The sequence below is a fragment of the Vogesella sp. AC12 genome, assembly GCF_024437575.1.
Classification (GTDB): domain Bacteria; phylum Pseudomonadota; class Gammaproteobacteria; order Burkholderiales; family Chromobacteriaceae; genus Vogesella; species Vogesella indigofera.
In genome coordinates, this window is record NZ_JANFNU010000001.1 from 361,818 (window position 1) to 383,838 (window position 22,021).

The 22,021-nt window shown below is 67.3% G+C and carries 25 protein-coding genes; 18 read left to right on the top strand and 7 right to left on the bottom strand.

Annotated features, from left to right (window positions below):
- Positions 1 to 110 precede the first annotated feature (110 nt).
- From NOM55_RS01840 to NOM55_RS01850, 3 genes are all read left to right on the top strand, one after another.
- Positions 111 to 755 (top strand): sterol desaturase family protein, encoded by a 645-nt coding sequence (locus tag NOM55_RS01840; RefSeq protein WP_255907250.1) that lies wholly within the window; start codon positions 111 to 113, stop codon positions 753 to 755.
- 140 nt (positions 756 to 895) lie between these two features.
- A complete protein-coding gene (locus NOM55_RS01845; protein ID WP_255907251.1) occupies positions 896 to 2,506 on the top strand; it encodes a phospholipase D family protein in 1,611 nt (536 codons plus the stop codon).
- Complete coding sequence (locus NOM55_RS01850) at positions 2,503 to 2,862, top strand: DUF5329 domain-containing protein (protein ID WP_255907252.1); 360 nt, start codon at positions 2,503 to 2,505, stop codon at positions 2,860 to 2,862. Before NOM55_RS01845 ends, NOM55_RS01850 begins: the two co-directional genes overlap by 4 nt.
- Positions 2,863 to 2,968: 106 nt before the next feature.
- Here the strand turns inward: NOM55_RS01850 and NOM55_RS01855 are convergent, their stop codons facing one another.
- Positions 2,969 to 3,448, bottom strand: coding sequence for a hypothetical protein (locus tag NOM55_RS01855; RefSeq protein WP_047967528.1), 480 nt, complete (start codon positions 3,446 to 3,448; stop codon positions 2,969 to 2,971).
- 719 nt (positions 3,449 to 4,167) lie between these two features.
- Here NOM55_RS01855 and NOM55_RS01860 point away from each other — a divergent pair.
- Both NOM55_RS01860 and ompA read left to right on the top strand, forming a co-directional pair.
- The gene (locus tag NOM55_RS01860; RefSeq protein ID WP_047967529.1) at positions 4,168 to 4,389 is read left to right on the top strand and encodes a glycine zipper 2TM domain-containing protein; all 222 of its coding nucleotides are present in this window, start codon (positions 4,168 to 4,170) and stop codon (positions 4,387 to 4,389) included.
- A gap of 272 nt (positions 4,390 to 4,661) precedes the next feature.
- The gene (gene ompA / locus NOM55_RS01865; protein WP_255907253.1) at positions 4,662 to 5,714 is read left to right on the top strand and encodes a porin OmpA; all 1,053 of its coding nucleotides are present in this window, start codon (positions 4,662 to 4,664) and stop codon (positions 5,712 to 5,714) included.
- Between the two features lie 79 nt (positions 5,715 to 5,793).
- Here ompA and NOM55_RS01870 read toward each other — a convergent pair whose 3' ends face one another.
- Together NOM55_RS01870 and NOM55_RS01875 are read right to left on the bottom strand one after the other, a co-directional pair.
- Entirely contained in the window at positions 5,794 to 5,952 is a 159-nt protein-coding gene (locus tag NOM55_RS01870; protein WP_120810032.1) for a DUF3309 family protein, read from the bottom strand.
- Entirely contained in the window at positions 5,949 to 7,133 is a 1,185-nt protein-coding gene (locus tag NOM55_RS01875) for a fatty acid desaturase (protein WP_255907254.1), read from the bottom strand. The genes NOM55_RS01870 and NOM55_RS01875 overlap by 4 nt, the downstream gene beginning before the upstream one ends.
- A 287-nt stretch (positions 7,134 to 7,420) precedes the next feature.
- On the opposite strand from NOM55_RS01875, the gene NOM55_RS01880 reads away from it, so the two are divergent.
- The 4 genes from NOM55_RS01880 (at position 7,421) to NOM55_RS01895 (ending at position 9,639) form a co-directional block, all read left to right on the top strand.
- Complete coding sequence (locus tag NOM55_RS01880) at positions 7,421 to 7,771, top strand: hypothetical protein (protein WP_255907255.1); 351 nt, start codon at positions 7,421 to 7,423, stop codon at positions 7,769 to 7,771.
- A gap of 245 nt (positions 7,772 to 8,016) precedes the next feature.
- The gene (locus NOM55_RS01885; RefSeq protein ID WP_255907256.1) at positions 8,017 to 8,232 is read left to right on the top strand and encodes a CsbD family protein; all 216 of its coding nucleotides are present in this window, start codon (positions 8,017 to 8,019) and stop codon (positions 8,230 to 8,232) included.
- 87 nt (positions 8,233 to 8,319) lie between these two features.
- On the top strand, positions 8,320 to 8,463 hold the full coding sequence (locus tag NOM55_RS01890) for a lmo0937 family membrane protein (protein ID WP_156168028.1): 144 nt from the start codon (positions 8,320 to 8,322) through the stop codon (positions 8,461 to 8,463).
- 123 nt (positions 8,464 to 8,586) lie between these two features.
- A complete protein-coding gene (locus tag NOM55_RS01895) occupies positions 8,587 to 9,639 on the top strand; it encodes an AI-2E family transporter (RefSeq protein WP_255907258.1) in 1,053 nt (350 codons plus the stop codon).
- Positions 9,640 to 9,654: 15 nt separating this feature from the next.
- Here NOM55_RS01895 and NOM55_RS01900 read toward each other — a convergent pair whose 3' ends face one another.
- Positions 9,655 to 10,380 (bottom strand): Crp/Fnr family transcriptional regulator, encoded by a 726-nt coding sequence (locus tag NOM55_RS01900; protein WP_255907259.1) that lies wholly within the window; start codon positions 10,378 to 10,380, stop codon positions 9,655 to 9,657.
- A gap of 345 nt (positions 10,381 to 10,725) precedes the next feature.
- Between NOM55_RS01900 and NOM55_RS01905 the strand changes: the two genes are divergently transcribed.
- The 3 genes from NOM55_RS01905 to NOM55_RS01915 all read left to right on the top strand — a co-directional run bounded on the left by NOM55_RS01905 (position 10,726) and on the right by NOM55_RS01915 (position 12,310).
- On the top strand, positions 10,726 to 10,944 hold the full coding sequence (locus NOM55_RS01905) for a CsbD family protein (protein ID WP_047967535.1): 219 nt from the start codon (positions 10,726 to 10,728) through the stop codon (positions 10,942 to 10,944).
- Positions 10,945 to 11,102: 158 nt separating this feature from the next.
- Positions 11,103 to 11,417, top strand: a complete 315-nt coding sequence (locus tag NOM55_RS01910) for a BON domain-containing protein (protein WP_120810026.1) — start codon at positions 11,103 to 11,105, stop codon at positions 11,415 to 11,417.
- Between the two features lie 221 nt (positions 11,418 to 11,638).
- A complete protein-coding gene (locus NOM55_RS01915; protein ID WP_255907260.1) occupies positions 11,639 to 12,310 on the top strand; it encodes a CHAP domain-containing protein in 672 nt (223 codons plus the stop codon).
- Here NOM55_RS01915 and NOM55_RS01920 read toward each other — a convergent pair.
- Both NOM55_RS01920 and mnmH read right to left on the bottom strand, forming a co-directional pair.
- Complete coding sequence (locus NOM55_RS01920; RefSeq protein ID WP_255907261.1) at positions 12,297 to 13,445, bottom strand: GGDEF domain-containing protein; 1,149 nt, start codon at positions 13,443 to 13,445, stop codon at positions 12,297 to 12,299. The genes NOM55_RS01915 and NOM55_RS01920 overlap by 14 nt on opposite strands.
- 136 nt (positions 13,446 to 13,581) lie before the next feature.
- Positions 13,582 to 14,616, bottom strand: a complete 1,035-nt coding sequence (gene mnmH / locus NOM55_RS01925) for a tRNA 2-selenouridine(34) synthase MnmH (protein WP_255907263.1) — start codon at positions 14,614 to 14,616, stop codon at positions 13,582 to 13,584.
- 19 nt (positions 14,617 to 14,635) lie between these two features.
- Here mnmH and selD point away from each other — a divergent pair, with 19 nt between their 5' ends.
- A complete protein-coding gene (selD, locus tag NOM55_RS01930; RefSeq protein ID WP_255907264.1) occupies positions 14,636 to 15,676 on the top strand; it encodes a selenide, water dikinase SelD in 1,041 nt (346 codons plus the stop codon).
- 73 nt (positions 15,677 to 15,749) lie between these two features.
- Here the strand turns inward: selD and lysA are convergent, their stop codons facing one another.
- Positions 15,750 to 16,988, bottom strand: coding sequence for a diaminopimelate decarboxylase (lysA, locus tag NOM55_RS01935; RefSeq protein WP_255907265.1), 1,239 nt, complete (start codon positions 16,986 to 16,988; stop codon positions 15,750 to 15,752).
- A gap of 290 nt (positions 16,989 to 17,278) precedes the next feature.
- Here lysA and NOM55_RS01940 point away from each other — a divergent pair, with 290 nt between their 5' ends.
- The 5 genes from NOM55_RS01940 to NOM55_RS01960 all read left to right on the top strand — a co-directional run bounded on the left by NOM55_RS01940 (position 17,279) and on the right by NOM55_RS01960 (position 21,907).
- Positions 17,279 to 18,196, top strand: coding sequence for a LysR family transcriptional regulator (locus NOM55_RS01940; protein WP_120810109.1), 918 nt, complete (start codon positions 17,279 to 17,281; stop codon positions 18,194 to 18,196).
- A 253-nt stretch (positions 18,197 to 18,449) separates the two neighbouring features.
- Positions 18,450 to 20,459, top strand: a complete 2,010-nt coding sequence (locus tag NOM55_RS01945; RefSeq protein ID WP_255907266.1) for a site-specific recombinase — start codon at positions 18,450 to 18,452, stop codon at positions 20,457 to 20,459.
- Positions 20,460 to 20,518: 59 nt separating this feature from the next.
- Entirely contained in the window at positions 20,519 to 20,758 is a 240-nt protein-coding gene (locus tag NOM55_RS01950; RefSeq protein ID WP_255907267.1) for a hypothetical protein, read from the top strand.
- A 22-nt stretch (positions 20,759 to 20,780) separates the two neighbouring features.
- The gene (locus tag NOM55_RS01955; RefSeq protein WP_255907268.1) at positions 20,781 to 21,539 is read left to right on the top strand and encodes a ferredoxin--NADP reductase; all 759 of its coding nucleotides are present in this window, start codon (positions 20,781 to 20,783) and stop codon (positions 21,537 to 21,539) included.
- On the top strand, positions 21,536 to 21,907 hold the full coding sequence (locus NOM55_RS01960; protein ID WP_255907269.1) for a group III truncated hemoglobin: 372 nt from the start codon (positions 21,536 to 21,538) through the stop codon (positions 21,905 to 21,907). The genes NOM55_RS01955 and NOM55_RS01960 overlap by 4 nt, the downstream gene beginning before the upstream one ends.
- Positions 21,908 to 22,021 lie beyond the last annotated feature (114 nt).

A 22,021-nucleotide genomic window follows, 5' to 3' on the forward strand; every position in this document is an offset into this window, starting at 1 on the left:
CGCAAGCATGGCTGTGTACGATGGCGTACCGACCGCCGCCGCGGTGCTGGCTAGCATGCCTTATTGCCCGTGCGACTGCCGCCGGGCATCCAGCCACGGAGCGCCCTGCCATGAAGCTGTTTGTCCTGGAACACGAAAAAGCGGCCTACCGTATCGATTTTGCGCTGTACGGCGTGGCGATTGGCGCGCTGCTGCTGTTTCTGCTGCTGAGCGGCAGCGGTGGCCACCGGCTGGACAGCACGGTGCTGGTGATCGCCGGCCTGCTGGTATGGAGCGCGCTGGAGTATGCGTCGCACCGCTTTGTGCTGCACGGTATCGCCCCGTTCTCGCGCTGGCATGCCGAGCATCACCGGCGGCCGGCGGCGCTGATCTATACCCCGACGCTGCTCAGCGGCTTGCTGTTTGCATTATTGGTGTTCCTGCCGGTGTGGTGGCTGGGCGACCTGCGTCGTGCCAGTGCGCTGACGCTGGGCGTGCTGCTGGGCTATGTCGGCTATGCGCTGACCCATCACGCGCTGCATCACCTGCGCCGCGACCACGGTGCGCTGTATCGGCTGAAGTGCCGGCACGCCCGTCATCATCTCGGCAGCGCGCCGACCGTGTGTTACGGCGTCACCAGCCGCTTTTGGGATGTGCTGCTGCTGACCGACGGCCCACGGCACGGGGTGCCGCGCTGGCGGCGGCTGGCGGGGCCACTGCTGTCCGGCTTGCTGCTGGCGGCGCTGTTGCTGCTGCTGTACCGGCCGCTGGACTGAGCCAGGGTTGGCCGCAGCGTGCGTTTTGGCCATGAACGGCTAATGTTGATGGAGACACCGGCGTGCCAAGGTTGGCCGCACGCCCGGTGCCGGCCCGGACCTGCGCCGTGGCCGTTTGCCCGGCAACCGGAGGCAGCAGCATGGAGTATTCACCCGCAATTGGCCGGCTGTGCCGGCACTGGCTGCTGGCGGTGGCGTTGCTGCTGGCCGGCTGCGCGTCGCTGCCGCCGGGGGCCGACTACGCCAAAACGCCGTCGGTGGCGCTGGCTGCACCGGAAACGACGCAGCTGGGGCGGCAGTTTGCCGCGCTGGCGCGCGGCCACGACGGTCAGTCCGGCTTTCGCATCATCCCGGTCGGCGCCGATGGTTTCCTGCTGCGCATGCAGATGATCAACGCCGCGGAACGGGCGCTCGACCTGCAGTACTTCATCTTCCGTGGTGACGACACCGGCCGCCTGCTGACCGGTGCCGTGCTGCGCGCTGCCGACCGTGGCGTACGGGTGCGGGTGCTGCTCGACGATGGCGAAACCGAGGCCGGCGACGAGCAGATCATCAAGCTGGCCGCGCACCCGATGATCGAGGTGCGCATCTTCAATCCGTTCGCCTACCGTGGCCACTCGCTGGCGCTGAAGGCGGTCGAGTTCATGTTCAACGCGGCGCGGCTAGACTACCGCATGCACAACAAGCTGCTGGTGGTCGACAACGCCGCGGCGCTGCTGGGCGGGCGCAATATCGGCGACCAGTACTTCCAGATCGATCCCGAATCACAGTTTGCCGACGACGACGTGTTTGCCGGCGGCCCCATCGTGCGGCCGCTGTCGGCCAGCTTCGACGAGTTCTGGAACAGCGCGCTGGCTATCCCGGTAGAGGCGCTGGCCGGCGGCGGATCGTCGCACACCGAGCTGCAGGAACACCGCGGCCAGCTGCAGGCGGAGCACCGCCAGTCGCAATCCGCGGGCGTCGACTATGTGGCGCGGCTGGCCAGCGGCGAGCCGTTCGCGGCGATGGTGAGCGGGCGCTTGCCGCTGGTCTGGGCGCCTGCGCAGCTGGTCTACGACAGCCCGGACAAGAAGAAGGTGCTCAGTGGCGCGATGGTGGGGCGGCTGATGCAGCGCCAGGTGGCCGGCGCCACGCTGGCGGTGCAGCGCGAGCTGCTGATGGTGACCCCGTACCTGATCCCCGGCCACGAGGGCATGCAACTGTTCAGTGCGCTGCGCCAGCGCCAGGTGCAGGTCCGCATCCTGACCAGCTCGCTGGAATCGACCACGGTGCTGGTGGCGCATTCCGGCTACATGCACTACCGGCGGCCCTTGCTGCAGGATGGCGTCGCGCTGCACGAAATCCGCGCGCTGCTGGGCAATAGCAAGGGTAGCGGCCAGAGCCACGCCATCTCGCGGCACGGCAATTATTCGCTGCACGCCAAACTGTTCGTATTCGACCGGCAGCGGCTTTATGTCGGGTCGATGAATTTTGACCAGCGCTCGATGCACCTCAATACCGAGATCGGCCTGATCATCGACAGCCCGCAGCTGGCGCAGCAGGTGGCCGCGCGCTTCGAGGCGATGGCGCAGCCGGAAAACGCCTACCAGTTGCTGCTGCGGCCGCCAGCGGCGGGCGGTGCGCCGCAACTGGTGTGGCGGACACGGGAAAACGGCGAGCTTGTCGAATACCGGCGCGAGCCGGCGCGCAGCGACTGGCAGCGGCTGGCGGTGCGGCTGCTGTCGCTGCTGCCGCTGGACAAAGAGCTGTGACGCGGCGCGGGTGGTGGCTACTGCTGCCGTGGCTGGCGGCGATGAGCCAGGCGCAGCCGCAGCCGCTGGTGCAGCAGGAGGTCAGCCTGTTGCTGGCCGAGGTGGCGGCCAGCGGCTGCGAGTTTTACCGCAATGGCGGCTGGTACGACGCGACGGCGGCGGCGCGCCATTTGCGCGACAAGTACCAGTACCTGCAGGCCCGCCGGCCGCTCAAGCGCACCGAAGACTTCATCGAGCAGGCGGCCAGCCGCAGCAGCTTCAGCGGCAACGCCTACCGGGTGCGCTGCCCGGGACAGGCCACGGTTGCCAGCCGGCAATGGCTGCTGGCACGGCTGGCACGCTTGCGCGGCGGCTGAAGCCGGACTGGCCAACGGGGCGGGCACAAACGGCTGCCGACCTGCTCGCGGGCGAGGAGGTCGGCAGGGTCAGGAGCGCCGGGCGGCAATGCCGCCGGCAGGGTGCTTAGCGGTCGTTCTGGTAGCCGTCGTTATTGTTGTTGTACCAGGGCGCGGTGCCTTGCTGGCGGTAGTCGCGGTTGTCCGGGTTGTTGTCGTAGCGGTACTGGTCCTGGCGCTGGCGGCGCTGGTGCTGGCGATCACGCTGATAGCGCTGGTAGCGCGGCACGTACTCGTTGTTGTACCAGCGATCCTGCACGAAGTAGACCCGTTCGCCACAGGCGTTGTAGGTACGGCAATGGCGCGCCCAGTTGCGGGCGTGGCCCGGCGGTACCCGCAGATAGATCGGCGGGCGGGCGACAGGGACACGGCGGATGGCGATCGGCTCGCGGTAGAGCACGCGCGGCGGCGGGTAGCCGCCGATGTCGAGGCGGCCGTAGAAGCCGGGCTGGCCGATGCTGATCGAGACGCCAACGTCGGCAGCAAGGGCCGGGGTGGCGATGACGGTGACGGCGGCAATGGCCGTGGCAAGCAGAATACGTTTCATGTTGACTCTCCTGTGGCCCGCTGCGGGCGGCTGCGTCTGCCGGGGGCAGGTGGACGACGGCGGGGCTGGCCCGGGGTGTCCGGTCGCGCCTGGCGCTGCGGGCGGGGTAGGGCTTGAAAGATTGCGGTGTGGCGTGGCATGCCGGGGTTGTCTGATGGTGCGCCTGGCCACGCGGCCTGTGCCGGCGTTGCTGTGGCGCGGACAGGATCATCATCGCGCCAGGGTTGGCCGCAGTCTGTTCGTTGCCATACATAGCTGCCTGACCGCTGCTGGCCACGAGATGGGGCACTTGATGTCGTAACCGGGCCCAAGCGCCAGACCGGCGCCCGCGGCCGGCCCTCCTTCCGTTTTCCCCGCGCGTTCCCTTTCCTGATCGCCGCACCGCATGCGGCCAGCCACTTGCCGGTCATGCCGTGGCGATTCCCCTTGTCTGTGTGCTAGCAGACAGACGGCCTGTAGGTGGCGCTTTTAAGCTGTATCCATTGGCGCCAATACCACTGCACCTGTTGCAGCGAGCCATACCGGCCTGACGGCCGCATGGTGCTGGCGACGAGCAGTGCGTGCGGTGGCTCCTGCCGGCATGGCACTGCCCATTCACGCAAAGGAGTCAACGTGAGCCGCGGCCCGCATCTGGTGCCGGTCAGCCCGGCCAGGACGTCAGCGACGTCCATGCCGCTGCGGCTCACCCGAAACACCCTGTTCAGGAAAAAGGTAACCCCATGAAAACAATGCAGAGATTGACACTCGGTGCAGTCAGCGTAGCCATGCTGCTGAGCCTGGGTGGGTGTGCCGGCATGTCGCGCCAAGGGCAGAACACCGCCGTCGGTGCTGGCGTGGGCGCTATCGGCGGTGCAGTGCTGACCGGTGGCAGTACGCTCGGTACCCTGGGTGGCGCCGCCATCGGCGGTGTCATCGGCCATGAAATGGATGACCGCCGTTAACTGAACGGCCTGCCCCGGCCGTCGTGGCCGGGCAGCGTCGCCGATTCCGGCGCCGGCGCAGTCATTGCGCCGGCGCCGTCCTTCCCTGAGGCCACCCGTTGCGGGTGGTTTCCTTCACGACGCCAGCACGGCTGGTGGCTTTGCCAGGCAGCCTGCTGCCAGCCGCCGCCGCGGTGTCGTCGCCATGGGTCTTGCCATTGCGTTGCGCTTGTCGCATTGCCGGCCGGGGCCCGCCTGCTGTTGATGGTTTCAAAGTAATGAGGAATAACAACATGCTACCGAAAAAACTTCCCGTGGCACTGGCGCTGCTTGGCCTTGCCGGCAGTGCGGTCGCCGCCTCGACCGACGAACCGTGGTATTTCGGCGCCAAGGCCGGCCATGGCGAATTCCAGGGCATCAAGTACGGCGACAGCGTGATGAATCCGCGCCATGTCGACAAATCCGGCGTCGCCGGCGGGCTGTTCCTCGGCTACCAGTTCAACGACTGGCTGGGCGTGGAGGCCGGTTACGATTATCTGGGCAAGCTCAAGTTCGATTTCGGCGCGGCCAACCATGCCGACCTGAAGGTGCAGGGCCTGCAGCTGGCGGCCAAGCTGGGCATGCCGGTGTCGGAGTCGTTTGATGTCTACACCCGCCTCGGGGTGATGGCCAGCCGCATGAGCGGTAACGGGGACAATATGCACCGTACCGCCCCGCTGGCTGCCGTCGGGCTGGAATACGCGCTCAACCGCAACTGGGCGACGCGGCTGGAATACCAGTGGGTCGGGCGACTGGGCAGCAAGGACGACGCCGGCGTGCGTGCCAACAACGGCCAGCTGGCGCTGGGCGTGCTGTACAAGTTCGGCGGCACGCCGCGTGCGGCACCGGCACCGGTGGCAATGACGGAGCCGGCCCCGCCGCCAGCACCGGCCCCAGTGGCCGCCGTGGTGCCGCAGGCGCGCGCGTTCACGCTCAATGCCGACACCCTGTTCGACTTTGACCTAGCGCTGCTGCGGCCGGGGGCCGAACAGGCGCTGTTCGCGCTGATGCGGCAGATCCGTGCCGAAGCCGCGACCGATGCCAGCCTGTCCATCGTCGGCCATACCGACCGTCTCGGCAGCGACCAGTACAACCTTGACCTGTCCCGTCGCCGGGCGCAGACGGTGGCCGATTTCCTGGTCAGCAACGGCGTGCCGCGCAATCTGGTTACGGTCGAGGGCGCCGGTGAGGCGATGCCGGTCAGCGGCGCGCAGTGCAATGCACTGCAAAACCGTGCCGCGCTGATTGCCTGTCTGGCACCGGACCGTCGCGTGGTGGTGCTGGTGCGCGGTACCACGATGTCTTAACCACGGTGACTGCCACCCAAAAAAGCGTCCCCGCACCTCGGTGCGGGGACGCTTTTGTCTGGCTGGGGTGGCCGGCGGGCTACAAGCGCCCCATCAGCCACAGGATCAGCAGCACCAGCAAGACCAGTCCAAGCCCGCCACTGGGGCCGTAACCCCAGCTGCGGCTATGCGGCCAACTGGGAATGGCGCCGATCAGCAGTATCACCACCACGATCAGCAGTATGGTTCCTAAGCTCATTTTGTCTCTCCTAACGATAAGTCGTAGCTTTGCAGCGCGCGGGAGAATTCCCGCAGCGCGTCAATGCCGCTTCCCTCGGCGCGGCGGCACCAGTCTTCCAGCTGGGCAAGCAGCTGCTCCTTCGAGGTGCCGGAACGGCGCCACAGGGCGGTAAGATCCTGTCGCATCAGTTCAATGGTGTTCAGCTTGCGGTTGTGGCGCAGCGCCTGTTCCAGCGCGGCGCGCTGCGGCAACGGCAGGGCGCGGCTGCCGCGTTGCAGCCACTGGCGCACCGCCGCGTGCGGCAGTGGCGGTGGCAGCGCCGCACCGCTGCCCAGTTCGGCGACGGCGACGGGGTGCAGCAGGCGGGCAAAGCGCGCCAGCACGTGATGGCGATGTACGATCACCGCCTGCAGCGTGTCGGCATCGCACGCCGTCTTGGCGCGGTTGTAGCGCAGCGGCGGCGCCAGCTTGTGCACGGTGGCCAGCCGCAGCGCGGCCAGCAGGCGGATGTACAGCCAGCCGATGTCGAACTCCCAGCGCCGGCTGGACAGCCGGGCAGAGGCGGCATAGGCGTGGTGATTGTTGTGCAGCTCTTCGCCGCCGATCAGGATGCCCCACGGTACGACATTGCGTGAGCAGTCGTCGGGCGCGAAATTGCGGTAGCCCCAGTAGTGGCCGACGCCGTTGATGACGCCGGCGGCAAACAACGGGATCCACAACATCTGCACCGCCCACACGCTGAGGCCGAGCGGGCCGAACAGCAGCAGGTCGATGACCAGCATCAGGCTCACGCCCAGCGCGCTGTAGCGGGCGTACAGGTGGCGTTCGATCCAGTCGTCGGGGGTGTGGTGGCCGTACTTTTCCAGCAGCGCCGGGTCGGTGGCGGCCCGGCGGTACAGCTCGGCGCCCTGCAGCAACACCGTACGCAGGCCGTACACCTGCGGGCTGTGCGGATCGTCCGCGCTTTCGCAGGCGGCGTGGTGCTTGCGGTGGATCGCCACCCACTCGCGGGTGACCATGCCGGTGGTCAGCCACAGCCAGAAACGGAACAGGTGGCTGACGACCGGGTGCAGCGCCAGCGCGTGGTGCGCCTGGTGGCGGTGCAAGAAGATGGTCACCGCGGCAATGGTGACGTGGGTCAGTCCCAGCGTGACCAGCAGTGTGCCCCACCAGGGCAGATCAAGCAGGCCGAGTTGCATATTCCGCTCCTTTGCAATCGTGCACCGCGCACGGCCGGCGTCTGCGGCCAACCTTGGGCGTGCCATTCCATGCTACGACAACCGGCGCCGCCGTCTGTTCGCCAGCGCACCCAACGCCGTCGGCGCCATCCACACCATCAGTATCGGCCATTCGCGCCACAGCACACGCGGTGGCGGTATGTATGCCAGCGAACGGTGGCCGCCGCCGCGACAGCGTAGCTTGGACTGACAAGGCCGGCGGTTGGTCCACGCCTGGGCTTGTCCTTAACCCAAGCGAAGGAATGATCATGAAAAATTCGATGAAGATGTCAGGGGCACTGATGGTGCTGGCCCTGACCGCCTGCGAACGGCCGACGCCGGTGGTGGTGACCCAACCGGCGGCGCCGACCGTGGTGGTGCCGGGGCCGGCTGGCCCGGCCGGCGCCTCGGGGCCTGCCGGTGCCATCGGTTATAGCGGCGACACCGGCGCCACGGGTGATACCGGCGCCACGGGTGATACCGGCGCCACCGGCGGTGCCGGCGCGACGGGCAATACCGGCGCGACAGGAGATACCGGTGCGACCGGTGACACTGGCGAGCGCGGCAAAACGGGGGGCGATGTGGTGGTCGTGGTGCCGGCACCGGCGGCCGAGCCTTGAGCCGCAGCAGGCAGCGCGTGGCGGACTATCATCAAACTATGTCTGCCAGCGTACCGACAGGGCCGCCGGCGCTGACTATCCTTGAACCTGTAACCGGCTTATCCATCAGCGCAGCACAAACGATGGCCAACCTTGGCCGCAGTATCCTGTCCTTGCATGAGTGCACCCGCGGTGCACGGCCGGCTGCATCATTGGCGGCCTGACTGGCGATGCCAGCATCCGGGCACCATGCGGAAGGAACAATAATGGACTGGAACAGGGTAGAGGGAAACTGGAAGGAATTCAGGGGCAAGGTGAAAGCCGAGTGGAGCAATCTGCCCGACGATTGTCTTGACATGATTGCCGGCAAACGCGTGGCGTTGTCGGGCAGGCTTCAGGAGGCCTACGGCATCAGCCGGAACGAGGCCGAGCAGCTGATCAAGCGTTTTGAACGGCAGCAGCATGGCCGGTTCCTGAAGTAAAGGGCAATGCGCCGAGCACTGCGCCGGGGCGGCAACCGAGTTGCCGGCTCCGGCTGGCGGGCCGGCGCCGGAAAAGGAGTACGAAGCATGCTTACCACCATTGCAGTGATCCTGCTGATTCTGTGGTTGCTGGGTCTGGTGTCGTCATACACCCTCGGCGGTTTCATTCACATCTTGCTGGTCATCGCCGTCGTGATGTTCCTGGTGCGGCTGACCACCGGTCGTCTTTAAGCCGCGGCACGCGGTGCGCGCCGCTGCGGTTCAGCCGCCAAAGGTTGGCCGCAGCCGCGCGCCCGCTGTCCGGCTTGTCAATTGCAGCCCGCGGTGAGCCACCGGCGTCACAGAGGAGCGAGCGTGGATCTCTATCTCAAGGGTTTTGTCATCGCGGTCGCCACCCTGTGCGGCCTGGCGCTGTACTGGATGCTGGCGCCGTTCTGGGATGCGCTGGCGTGGGGCATCTGTCTGGCCTTTCTGCTGGCGCCGTTGCAGCGCTGGCTGACGCACAAGCTGCGCGGGCGCGACGGCTTGTCCGCCGGCATCATCACCGTGCTGGTGCCGCTGGTGCTGGCCGGGCCGCTGGTCAGCCTCGGCGTGGCCTTTGCCAACCAGTTTGCCGAGCTGGTCACCCGCCTGCAAAAACAGCCGCTGCGTTTCGATCTCGACCTGCTGATGCAGCTGGAGCGCTATCCGCTGCTCGGCAGCCTGTCGGCGTGGCTGCGTCACAATTTCACCACCAGTCACGATCAGCTGCAGGGCTGGCTGGACAGCGGCGCCCGGCTGCTGCTGCAGTCGCTGGCCAGCACCGGCGGCCAGGTGGTGCTCGGCACCCTCGACATGGTGATCCACTTCTTCATGATGCTGTTCCTGCTGTTCTTCCTGCTGCGCGACGGCCGCGTGTTGCTCAATCGCGCGGTGCGGCTGGTACCGATGGAGCCGCAACGGCGCGGCCGCCTGCTGCAGCTGATCGGCAACACCACCCGCGCCGTGGTCTACGGCACCGGCCTGACCGCGCTGGCGCAGGGTGTGCTGGTCGCCATCGGCTTTGCCATCAGCGGCCTGCCGTCGCCGGTGGTGTTCGGCGTGCTGGCGGCCTCGCTGGCGTTGCTGCCGATGGGCGGCGCGGCGCTGGTGTGGGCGCCGGCGGTGCTGGCGCTGGCGCTGATGTCGCAGTGGGGCTGGGCGATTTTCATGCTGGTGTGGGGGCTGGGGGTGTCGGTATCCGACAACCTGCTGCGGCCGCTGCTGATTTCCAGCCGGGAGCCGGTGTCGATGCTGGCGGTGTTCATCGGCGTGATCGGCGGCCTGTCCGCCTTTGGCATGATCGGCATCATCATCGGCCCGGTGCTGCTGACGGTGATGGCGGCGCTGCTGCGCTTTGTCGACGAAACGCTGTCCGGCACGCCGTGACGGCGACGTGTGGCCTTAGCGGTGCGGGGTGACGGTGTAGGGCAGCAGGCGGTCGGTTTCCTTCTTGACCACCGCGTAGCACTCGCAGCACAGCTGCTCCAGCTGCGGCCGGTCCAGCACGGTGATGTGGCCGCGGCTGTATTCGATGACGCCCAGCTTTTGCAGCTTGCCGGCGGCGTCGGTGACGCCCTCGCGGCGCACGCCCAGCATGTTGGCGATCAGTTCCTGGGTCATGGTCAGCTGGTTGCTGGGCAGCCTGTCCAGCGACAGCAGCAGCCAGCGGCACAGCTGCTGGTCGATGGAGTGGTGGCGGTTGCACACCGCGGTCTGCGCCATCTGCGTGATCAGCGCCTGGGTGTAGCGCAACATCAGCTGCAGCAGCTCGGCGTGGCGGTTGACCTCGTTCTTGAAGTGGCTGCCGGACAAGCGGAAGGCGTAGCCGGCGCTTTGCACGATGGCGCGGCTGGGGGTGCTTTCGCCGCCCATGAACACCGCGATGCCGACCATGCCCTCGTTGCCGACCACCGAGATTTCCGCCGAGGAGCCGCTTTCCATCACGTATAGCAGCGACACGATGGCATCGGTGGGAAAGAACACGTGGCGCAAGGCGTCGCCGGATTCGTACAGCACCTTGCCCAGCGGCAGCTCGATCAGCTCGAAATGGGGCAGCAGGCGCTCGAGCACCTCTGCCGGCAGGGCGCCCAGCAGGTGGTTTTGCTGTGGCGTGATGGTCGCGAACATGGCCGGCTCCTGATGGTGGTGACCCTCATAAAAGCAATATAGATCAGCCGCCGCCGATTTATGCCCCGTCACTGCGCCAGCACAGGGAGCTACGCCTGACGGGCAGGCTGCCCGTTACGGCACGCCGCCGCGCGGTGCTGCCGGCGGCCGTGGTGGCCGGTTGCAGCGGTGTGGCCACAATGTGGCGCAGCGTACCGACAGCACCGCGCCGTGGCCGCAACATGGTGACACTGTCCGGTACGGATGCGGCCCAGCACGAACGTAGTGCGCGCTGCCGGTGCCGGGGGCAGCGGATGCCAACTTGACCATCTTGTCAGCCGCATCCGGCGTCAAAAGGAGCAAGTCATGAACTGGGACATCATCGAAGGTAACTGGAAACAGTACAAAGGCAAGGTGCGCGAACAGTGGGGTGATCTGACCGATGATCATCTGGATGTGATTGCCGGCAAACGGACCATCCTCGCCGGCAAGCTGCAGGAAGCCTACGGCATCTCCAAGCAGGCTGCCGAGGATCAGATCCGCCGTTTCGAGGAAAGCAACAAGGACTCCGATTCCGAGTCTTGATGCCGACGGCGGCGGCGAGTGGCAACGCTGCCGCCCCGCCGCGTTAAACCCTGCAAACTGCTGCCCGCCGCGCGCTATTGAGCCGCGGATGGCGGCAGTGGTGGCCGGCTGGCCAGCAACACGCCGCCGGCACGCGCAACCATTGTGGAGCATCCATCATGAAAGCATTAAACAAGTATCTGTCCGCGTTTTTCGTGGTCGCCTCGCTGATGTCGGTGGCGGCCTGTTCCGCGACCCGCGAACATCAAAGCACCGGCCAGTACATGGACGACAGCGTGATTACCGGCCGCGTGAAAACCGCGATCTTCAACGATCCGGTGCTGAAAGTGACCGAAATCAACGTCGAAACCTATATGGGGCGTGTGCAGCTGAGCGGCTTTGTACGTTCGGATGCGGATGCCGACCGGGCGGTGCAGCTGACCCGTGGCATCAGTGGCGTGAAGTCGGTCAAAGACGACATGCAGGTCAAGTAAACATCGTCCGCGGCCACCTCCGGGTGGCGTGACCCCTGTTGCCAGTCCGGACAGGGGTCTTTTCATGCCGCTAGCCGCGGCGCTGCCTGCCGGTCACGCCAGGCCCGCGCTGCCGCCGGCTCAGCCGCTATTTGAACGTGATATTGATTTTGCATCGTAAACCCGCGATGCTTGCCGGCTTTGCGGCCAACGTTGGCCGCAGTCACGGACGGGGGTGGCGGGTGAAGAGGGCAATCAGGCTGGGGCTGGCGCTGCTGTTGCTGGCGGCGTTGCTGTTCGGCGCGCAGTACGCGCTGACACGGATGGCGCTGAACGCCAAGGCGGCGCGCGGCGCGGTGATCGACAGCTTCAACGGCGTGGCGGTGTACTACAACGGTGGCGTCAATGAAACCCACGGCCGCCATCTGACGGCCGACGGCTACAATCTCGGCCTCAAGTACCAGTGCGTGGAGTTCGTGAAACGCTACTACCACGCCCGCTTCGGCCACCGCATGGCGGACGCTTACGGCCACGCGAAGGCGTTCTTCCAGCCGGGGCTGGCCAGCGGCGCGCTCAACCGCCAGCGCGGCCTGCTGCAGTTTGCCAATGACGGCAGCGAGCCGCCGCGGGTGGAAGACATCCTGGTGTTCGGCCCGTCGCTGTTCAATCCCTACGGCCATGTCGCCATCGTGGCGGAGGTGAATGCCCACGCGGTGATCGTGGTGCAGCAGAACGCCGGGCCGCTGCTGTCGTCGCGCGAGGCGTTTCCGTACCGGCGCCATGGCGCGCGGCTGTGGCTGGCCGATGAGCGGGTGCTGGGCTGGTTGCGGCTGCCGCCGCCCGCGGCGCTGGCCTCGGCGCCGCTGGCACTGGCGCCATCGTCCGCCGCCGCGCTCAGCGTTACAGCGCGCTGACGCAGACCCGGTTGCGGCCCTGTTCCTTGGCCGCGTACAGCTGCAGGTCGGCCTGCAGGAACAGCTCGCGCAGCGGGGTGCGGCCGCGCGCTGCGACCACCAGCCCGGTGCTCACCGTCTGCTGCAGCGTGTTGCCGTCGCTGGTGGTGATCGGCTCGGCGGCCAGGGTCTGGCGCAGCGTTTCCGCCAGCACCGGCGCGTGCGGCACCGCGCTGCCGCTGAGCAGCACCGAGAATTCCTCGCCGCCGTTGCGGCCGTACACCGCATCGAAATGGCCGAAGTGGCGATCCAGCAGCGCGGCAAAGTGCACCAGCACCTCGTCGCCGGCGAGGTGGCCGTGGCTGTCGTTGACGCGCTTGAACCAGTCCAGGTCCATCACCAGCAGCGCCACCGGCGCATCGGGATTGGCCGCCAGCCGCTGCTCGGCCTGCTCGTGAAAGGCGCGGCGGTTGGCCAGCCCGGTCAGGCTGTCCAGCATCGCCTGCTGGTAGAGGCGGATTTCCAGCCGCTCAAAGCAGATGAAGATGAAGCACAGGAGCTTGGCATACTCCAGCCACATCGCCTGGTAGTCGAGGTAGGCAAACAGCGCCGAATTGGCCAGCCAGCCGCTGCTGACGGCGCTGGAGTACAGCAGGCGCACGCTGTAGGTCAGCATCAGCAGCAGCACGATCAGCCGGCCAAGACGGTAGCCCAGCCGCGCCTGGTGCGGGCTGCGGCGCAGGCTGCGCCACAGCAGCGCGTGGAACAGCAGGTAGGCGGCGCTGAACAGCAGGATGCGCCAGGCGAAGGCCTCGGGCCCGAACGGCAGCAGCAGGAACACACCGCTGACCGCGCCCGCCAGCAGCAGTCCCGGCCGCCACGGCAGCCGCGTGTGCTCCAGCGCCACACCGCCGACCCAGGTCAGCATCAGCGAGAAAAACAGCAGGCAGTTGGCGAGGCCGACGCCCAGCCACGGCGACAGGTAGGGGCGCAGCGCGATCAGCGCGATGCCGGCGCAGGCCAGCACGCCGGCCACGCCCCAGATGCGCAGCGCCTGCTCCTGACGATAGCGCAGGCCGATCAGCAGCAGGATGGTGGTCATCAGCACAAAGGTGGTGACGTGTCCGACATACAGGGTGTAGAGATCGAGTTTCATGCGGCCGTTTGCAAAGGCGGGATGCGGTGATGGTAAGGGATGCTGCCGGCAATCGGCGGGTGTTCATGGCCGGCAAATCACCAAGGTTGGCCGCAAGCTTGACGCGTTGCGGCCAACCTTGCGGCCGGGGGCGGCCTCAGCCGGCCAGTTGGCTGGCCACCTGCTGCAGCGTGGCGTCGTCCAGTGCCGGTACCGTCAGCGGCTGCACCGCCTGCGTGTAGTGCTTGCCCTGCGAGCGCAGGTACAGCGGGTCGTAGTGGCCGGTCAGCAGCTCGCCGACCAGGGTGTCGAAATCGCCACCGCGTGCCATCGCCGCCCACGCCTCCAGCTGTGCCTTGCCGTGCACATTGCGCAGGAAGCCCAGCTGGGTCACCAGCCGTTCCGGCTCGCTGAGGTAGAAGTCGTAGTCGCGCTTGAGGAACTCCACCCGCGCCGCCAGCGGCACCTCCAGCTGCAGGCACTCGCTGTCGTGCATGCGGCCGTACAGCGCGTCCGGCAGTGACACGAAGCCGATCTTCTTGCTTTCCGCCTCCACGAACACCGGCCGCGTCGGGTCGAAAGCCTGCAGCGCGACATCGAGCAGGCTGTCGAAGCGCTTTTGCGACGGCTGCATCACGTCCGGCAGCCGCCCCAGCACCGAGCCGCGGTGCGCGGCGAGACCTTCCAGGTCCAGCACCTGTGCGCCCTGTGCCGCCAGCGCCGCCAGCAGCCGGCTCTTGCCGCTGCCGGTGGGGCCGCTGATCACGCGGAAACGGAATTGCTGCGGCAGGGTGGCGAGATCTTCCAGCACTTGGTGGCGATAGGCCTTGTAGCCGCCTTCCAGCTGGTGCGCGGCCCAGCCGATCTGCGCCAGGATGATGGCCATCGAGCCGGAGCGCTGCCCGCCGCGCCAGCAGTACACCAGCGGCCGCCACGACTTGGGGTGGCGCGCGAACTGCTCGTCGAGGTGGCGCGCGATATTGCGCGCGGCGATGGCGGCGCCGACCTTGCGCGCCTCGAACGGCGACACCTGCTTGTACAGGGTGCCGACGCGCACGCGCTCCTCGTCGCTCATCACCGGGCAGTTGATGGCGCCGGGGATGTGGTCTTCGGCAAATTCTGCCGGGGTGCGCACGTCGATGATCTCGTCAAATTGGTGGCGCTGTGCTACGGTCGCGAGCTTGAAAAACATAGATAGGAAGGCGTGGGCCATGACAGGAATCAGATTGACGCAATTGTCGCACGGTGGCGGATGTGGCTGCAAAATTGCACCGTCGGTATTGCAGGCGATCCTGTCCGGCGCCCGCGACAAGCTGCCGTACCCGGAGCTGCTGGTCGGCGCCGAAACCAGCGACGACGCCGCGGTATACCGCCTCAACGACAGCCAGGCGCTGGTGGCGACCACCGACTTCTTCCTGCCTATCGTCGATGACGCGCGCGACTTCGGCCGCATCGCCGCCACCAATGCGATCTCCGACATCTACGCGATGGGCGCCACGCCGATCATGGCGCTGGCCATCGTCGGCATGCCGGTGAACACGCTGCCGGTGGAAACCATCCGCGACATCCTGCAGGGCGGCGAATCGGTATGCCGCGAGGCCGGCATCCCCATCGCCGGTGGCCACTCCATCGACGCGCCGGAGCCGATCTACGGCCTGGTGGTGATGGGGCTGATGCATCCCGAGCAGATCAAGCGCAACTGCGATGCAAAAGACGGCGACGTGCTGATCCTCGGCAAGGGCCTGGGCGTCGGCATCCTGGCGCAGGCGATGAAGAAGGGCGAGCTGGACGACGCCGGCTATCAGGCGCTGATCGCCTCCACCACGCAGCTGAACAAGGTCGGCAGCCAGCTGGCGGCCATGCCCGAGGTGCACGCGCTGACCGACGTCACCGGCTTCGGCCTGCTCGGCCACCTGCTGGAAATCTGCCGCGGCTCGCAACTGGCCGCGCATCTGGACATGGCGCAGGTGCCGGTGATCCGCGAGGCGCAGGCGTGGGCGGAAAAAGGCTACGGCCCCGGCGCCATCGAGCGCAACCTGGCCAGCTTTGGCGAGGACGTGCACTGCGCCGCCAGCGTGGCCGAGTGGCAGCTGCGGGTGCTGGCCGATGCGCAGACCAGCGGCGGCCTGCTGGTGGCGGTCGCGCCGGAAGCGGCCGACAGCGTGCTGGCGCAGTTCCATGCCACCGGCTTCGGCTACGCCAGCATCATCGGTAGCCTGCAGCAGGGCGAGGCGAAGATCCACGTGCGCTGAGCCATCGGCGCAGGCATGAAAAAAGGTTGGCCGCAGCGATGCGGCCAACCTTTTTATTTGCCTGCTGCCGGGCTTACAGCTGTTCCAGCGCCAGCAGCTCTTCCACTGTCTGGCGGCGGCGGATCAGGCGGTCGGCATCGCCATCCACCAGCACCTCGGCGATCAGCGGGCGGGTGTTGTAGTTGCTGGACATCGACGCGCCGTAGGCGCCGGTGTCGTGGAACACCAGCAGGTCGCCGACATTGGCCGCCGGCAGGCGGCGCGGCAGTACCACGCCGCCGTCGCCCTGGGTGAACACGTCGCCGGATTCGCACAGCGGGCCGCCGACCACGGTGTCTTTTTCCGGCTTCTGCACGCCGTCCTGCGGTACCACGGTGATGTGGTGGTAGCTGCCGTACATCGACGGCCGCATCAGCTCGTTGAAGCCGGCGTCGACCAGCACGAAGTGGTTGCTGCCGGCGTCCTTGGCGGCGCGCACCTCGGCCAGCAGGTTGCCGGATTCGGCCACCAGATAGCGGCCCGGCTCGATCTCCAGCGCCAGCGGATGGCCGATCACGGCGGCGGCGTCCTGCCGCGCGGCATCCCACAGCGTGAAGTAGTGGTCGGTGTCGATGCTGGCGTCGCCGTCGCGGTACGGGATCGACAGCCCGCCACCGGCGGAAATGGCGTGCAGGTCGTGGCCGTGGGCTTTCACCTGCTGTACCAGCTCGACCATGGTGCCGCACACTTGCTGCAGGTGGCTGTAGTCGACGCCGGAGCCGATGTGCATGTGCAGGCCGACCAGCTGCAGGTCGTGCTGGCGGATCACGTCCAGTGCCGCCGGCAGGTCGCTGTGCCAGATGCCGTGCTTGCTGTGCTCGCCGCCGGTATTGGTCTTGTTGCTGTGGCCGTGGCCGAAGCCGGGGTTGATGCGCAGCCACACGCGGTGGCCTGGGGACGCGGCGCCCAGCTGGTGCAGCATGTCGATGGAGCCGGCGTTGACCGGAATGCGGTGCTCGATCACCGTCGCCAGCGTGTCGCGGTCGATCAGGTCGGCGGTGAACACGATGCCGGACGGCTCGCCGGCGGCGTCATAGCCGGCGGCCAGCGCGCGCAGGATCTCGCCGCGCGACACCGCGTCCACCTTCACCCCCTGTTCGCGCATCAGGCGCAGGATGTGGGTGTTGCTGCACGCCTTCTGCGCAAAACGGATGGTGTCGAATTGGCGCAGCGCGGCGATGCGCTGGCGGATGACCGCGGCGTCATAAGTCCACAGCGGGGTGCCGTAGTGCTGGGCGATGGCGGCGAGGCGGTCGGTGTCGGGGGTCTGCATCTCTGTATGATCCTTGGCGATTGGGAGCCGGCCCGTGCGGTGCGGGGCGGCGGTATCGGGGGCCTGGCGGGGGCAAACTGCGGGTACGTCCCGCCAGGCTGAGGGTGCCTTCTGTCTCGTCGGCGTTTTGGCGGCCTGTTGCGCTTGCGCCAGGGTTGGCCGCAAGGGAACACGATTGCGGTCTGTGCCGCGCTGCGTGCTCCACCGTTAGCGGCATCATGCCCTTGGTGGGTGATTCAGTAAAATGCTAATATTTTGCCTGGTAATTCATTTTTGATATGGAGTGCGCCGTGAGCATCAGCCATCGTCACATCGAAGTGTTCCGCGCGGTGATGACCAGCGGCAGCGTCACCGGCGCCGCCAGCCTGTTGTACACCTCGCAGCCGACGGTCAGCCGCGAGCTGGCACGGCTGGAGCAGCTGCTGGGCTTTGCGCTGTTCGAGCGCCAGCGTGGCCGGCTGCAGCCGACGGCACCGGCGCTGGCGCTGTTCGACGAGGTGCAGCGCTCCTATATCGGGCTGGAGCGCATCGCCGGCGTGGCGGCCAACCTTGGGCGCCAGGATCGCGGGCAGCTGTCGCTGCTGTGCCTGCCGGCGTTCGCCCACGCGCTGCTGCCGGCGGTGTGCCGCCGCTTTGCCGCCGGCCACCACGGCGTCGGCATCGCCATCACGCCGCAGGAGTCGCCGCTGCTGGAAGAATGGCTGTCGGCGCAGCGCTACGATCTGGGACTGACCGAGCACGAGGCCGCGCCGCCGGGCACCCGGCTGCAGGCGCAATGGCTGGCCGACGAGGTGTGCGTGCTGCCGGACGGCCATCCGCTGCTGGCGCGCACGGTGCTGGCGCCGCAGGATTTTGCCGGCCAGGCCTTTGTCAGCCTGTCGCCGGACGATCCCTACCGCGTGCAGCTGGATCGCGTGTTTGCCGATGCCGGCGTGGCGCGACAGATGCTGCTGGAGACGCACAGCGCGGTGGCGGTGTGCGCGATGGTGGCCGCTGGGCTGGGGGTGGCCATCGTCAACCCGCTGACCGCCTTGTCGCTGGCCGGGCAGGGGGTGCAGCTGCGCCGCTTCGCGGTGTCGGTGCCGTTCCGCGTCAGCCTGGTGCTGCCGGAGTTCCGCCCGGCTACGCCGCTGACCGGTGCCTTTGCCGATGCGGTGGTCGCCGAGCTGACGCACGCCACCGCCGCGCTGGCCGAGGCGCTGGCTTGAGCCTGATGGAGGCGGGGAGCGATTGTTGCTGCATTGCAAAAAATGTTGTGCCGCACTATGTGATTGATTAAAAATAAAAAATCCTGATTTTGATTGGCGTTCCTAGCGGGCGGGCCGCTATCCTGCTGGAATTTTTTGACGCGACGCGCGGTCAGACGCTGTTATACCCTGCAGTTCGTGCCGCCATTGCCCGCCGCGGCACCCTCCCATCGCAACGTGTCAAACGTGACGCAAACTGTCCAACGGATGACTTATGGATCAAATACTTTCCCAATTGGCCAACCGCCACAGTGATGCCCCGCCGGTACCGTATCTGGCGCGGCTGGTGGCGCAGGTCCGCCCCGAAGACGCCGGCGATTTCGTGCAGGCCACCAGCAATCTACGCGCGCTGACCTATCTGCTGTCGCGCCACGCCAGCTACCGCGCCGGTCTGCGCCAGGCGCTGATCGACCTGCTCGGCTCCACCCGCCAGGTGCAGCTGTATACCGATACCGGCACGCTGTCCAACGAGACCTTTTCCCAGGCGCTGCGCCGTCGCATCGGCGAGCGCCTGCTGCCGCCGGCACGCTCAGGCGCCCACCTGGCCGACCAGTTCGGCGTGATCTTCTGCCAGCGCGAGGACTACCGCTGGGTGGCCGCGCTGTCGCAGGAAGTGTGGCAGGAGCTGTGGCAGGCGCTGGCGTGGGACGAGGAGCGGCAGATAGTCGCCAACCCGACACGGCTGCAGCTGCTGGAGGCGGTGCAGGTGCTGACGGCGCGCATTACCGCCATCGGGCTGGAGCCGGAGCTGGTGAAGACCTATCCCGACATCGAGCGCTTCGAGTCGCCGTTCCTGCACCTGTCCGCCGAGGCGCAGCGCTATGTCGAATCGGCGCGCGCGGCGATGGTGGACGAGACCTGCCCCGACGAGGACGACCGCCAGATGCTGGTGCTGCTGGAGCAGTGCGAGGACGTGATCGCCCGCCTGCGCAAGGCGGCGGCCAACCGTGGCGTGTCGGTGAGCCTGACCTACCACGTCACCCGCCTGCGCCAGCACATCCAGCGCCTGCGCACGCTGCTGGCACTGCTGGACCCGGAGCGCAGCCCGGCGCGCGACGCCACGCTGTTTCACCTCTTGGCCGAGTTGGTGCGCGCGGAAAACCGCAAGTACAGCCTGCGCGACGTGTTCGCCAGCAATACCGAGCTGCTGGCGCGGCAGGTCACCGAACACGCCGGCCGCCACGGCGAGCACTACATCGCGGAAAACCGCAGCCAGTGGCTGGCGATGGGCAAGGCGGCGATGGGCGCCGGCGTCATCGTCGGCTTCATGGCGCTGTTCAAGCTGCTGATCGCCACGCTGCACCTGCCGCTGATCTGGGAGGCGCTGGCCTTCGGTCTCAACTACTCGCTGGGTTTCATGCTGGTGCACGTGCTGCACTTCACCATCGCCACCAAGCAGCCGGCGATGACGGCGGCACGCATCGCCGCCGCCATCCACGAGGCCGGCGGCAAGGCCGACATGGCCGAACTGGCCGAGCTGGTGGTGAAGGTGATGCGCACCCAGTTCGTGGCCATTCTCGGCAACGTGCTGCTGGCCATCCCGGTGGCGTGGGCGATCGCCGAGGCCTGGCTGTGGCTGGCCGGCACACCGGTGATCAACGAGGGCAAGGCGGCGCACCTGCTGCACGACCTGCATCCGCTGTCCAGCCTGGCGCTGTTCCACGCCGCCATTGCCGGTGTGTACCTGTTCCTGTCCGGCCTGATCGCCGGCTACTACGACAACAAGGCGATCTACCGCCAGATCCCGCAGCGGCTGGCCGCGGTGCCGTGGCTGAACCGGCTGCTGGGCGAGGTGCGCACCCGCCGCTTTGCCCACTATGTCGAGCACAACCTCGGCGGCCTGGCCGGCAATTTTTACTTCGGCATGTTCCTCGGCGTCACCGGCACCATCGGCTTTCTGCTTGGCCTGCCGCTGGATATCCGCCACATCACCTTCTCCTCGGCCTATCTGTCCTACGCCGCAGTCACCTACGACTACGCGCTGCCGCTGGCGACGGTGCTGTGGTCGGTGGCTGGGGTGGCGCTGATCGGCATGACCAACCTGCTGGTCAGCTTCAGCCTGGCGCTGTGGGTGGCACTGCGCTCGCGCAAGCTGCGCGGCAGCGACGCCTTGCCGCTGCTGCCGGCGGTGCTCAAGCGCTTCCTGCGCGGGCCGAAGGCGTTCTTCATCCCGCCGCGGGAACGGGCGGAAGAGCCGGCGGAGGAGGCCGCGCCGCCGGCCTGAGGGCCAGTCCACGATCTGCTGCGCTTCGTGAAACGTTACATGGTGAGTACGCCTTCGGCATGCTTGTTTATATCCAGCTCAACGCCGCTTCCTCAGCCGTTTTCGCCTTGTCTCGCGTGAGCGTGCGAGATCGTGAACAGGCTCTGAACCTTTGCGGCTTGATGCCGCGTTTGCCGTCACGCCCCGCCTGCGCGGGGCGTTTTGCTGCCGGCAACAAGCGGAGCGGGCGGCTTGTCCCTGCTCGTGTCAGCGTTTTTATTGTGATGGTTAAAGTGTATATTTTAAACATCTTCAATTAGCCGGCCGTGACGGGAAATCAAGATGAACATCGTAGAAACGGAAGTGATCCGCGTGCAGCACTGCTCCGCGCGCGGCGTCACCCTGCTGACCAGCAAGCCGGAAGGCTTTGCCTTCCAGGCCGGACATTACGCGCGGCTGTCGGTGCCGGCACTGGCCGAGCCGGTGTGGCGCGCCTATTCCATCGTGTCGGCGCCGCACGAGCCGTGGCTGGAATACTTTTTTACCGTCATCCCCGGCGGCGCGCTGTCGCCGCATCTGGGCGCGCTGCAGCCGGGCGACACGGTGCTGATGGCGAAGGCGGCGATGGGCTTCTTCCTGGCCGACAGCCTGGCCGACGGCGAGGTGCTGTGGCTGCTGGCCACCGGCACCGGCATCGGCCCCTATCTGGCCATGCTGCGGCAGCAGGGCGTGCTGCAGCGCTTTGCCCGCGTCAACCTGGTGTGCAGCGTGCGCGAGGCGGCGGATCTGGCCTACGACGCCGAATGCCGCGCCTGGGCGGCGCAACACGCGCACTGCCACTACGTACCGGTGGTGACGCGCGGCGAGGTGGCCGGCGGCCTGCACGAGCGCATCCCGACACTGTTGAAGAGCGGCGCGCTGGAACAGCATCTGGCGATGACGCCGCTCGATCCGCAGCGTGACCGGGTGATGGTGTGCGGCAACCCCGATTTCACCGCCGACATGCGCGCGCTGCTCAACGAGCGCGGCTTCACCCCGTGCCGGCGCGGGCTGAGCGGCAACATGCTGTTCGAAAACTACTGGCAGAAGGCGACGCCATGAGCAGCATCGCCCAGCGCCTCGGCCGCGAGACGATCGACACCGTCAGCCGCCAGTTTTACGCGCAGATCCGCGTCCATCCGCAGCTGGCGCCGATCTTCGCGGTGGTGCACGACTGGCCGCAGCACGAGGCGCACATCGGCCACTTCTGGTGGACGCTGCTCGGCGGCGACGCCTACCTCGACACCCAGTACAACGTGGCGCGCAAACACCTCGACATCGGCGTCACCCCGGCGCTGGTCGACGAGTGGCTGGCGCTGTTCGAGCCCATCGTACGCCGCCATGTCGCCTCGCCCGACGCCGACGAATGGCTGCGCAAGGCGCGCATGATCGGGCAATCGATCGCGCTGATGAACACGCCGCTGGATTGAAACCGGCTGCTGAAACCGGCTTGCGGCCAACGTTGGCCGCAAGCCGGCTCGGCACCGTGCCGGCCGCGTGAGCGTGGCGGTTCGGTGCCAAACCCAGCATCCACCACGCCGACG